The following is a 407-nucleotide window of genomic DNA, read 5'->3' as shown; positions in this document are numbered from 1 at the left end:
GCAGAAAATAAAAAGGCCGGGGAGTTTTTTCCCCGGCTGTATGCCAATAAGTAAGCTCCAACGAACCTTTATCAACTTCTTCCTATCATTACCTTCCAACTCCTGTTTCCCATCTCTATCTTCCTACAAGCCCTTCGTCCATTCCGTTCTTCCTTACTCATCGTCTACATCAGCTTTACTTCACTTCCGCTCTTACCTTCCAACCCTTTCGGACTTTCCAGCAATCACTTCGATGTCGTCAGACCTGCTGCACACTACTTTCCGGCTTACTTCCTAGATATAGTGAACCCTTTTGATCCACTGGCGCCTGTATTCCGACTCGATGTTCCGTTTCCGTTTTCCGGCTCTGTTAGGAATCCATCTTAGGAATTCCTTGGAGCTTATTTATATAATACTGTGAATACCCG

Source organism: Syntrophomonas sp. UBA5494 (assembly GCF_002426325.1).
Note: the sequence above shows the minus strand (reverse complement) of the source record.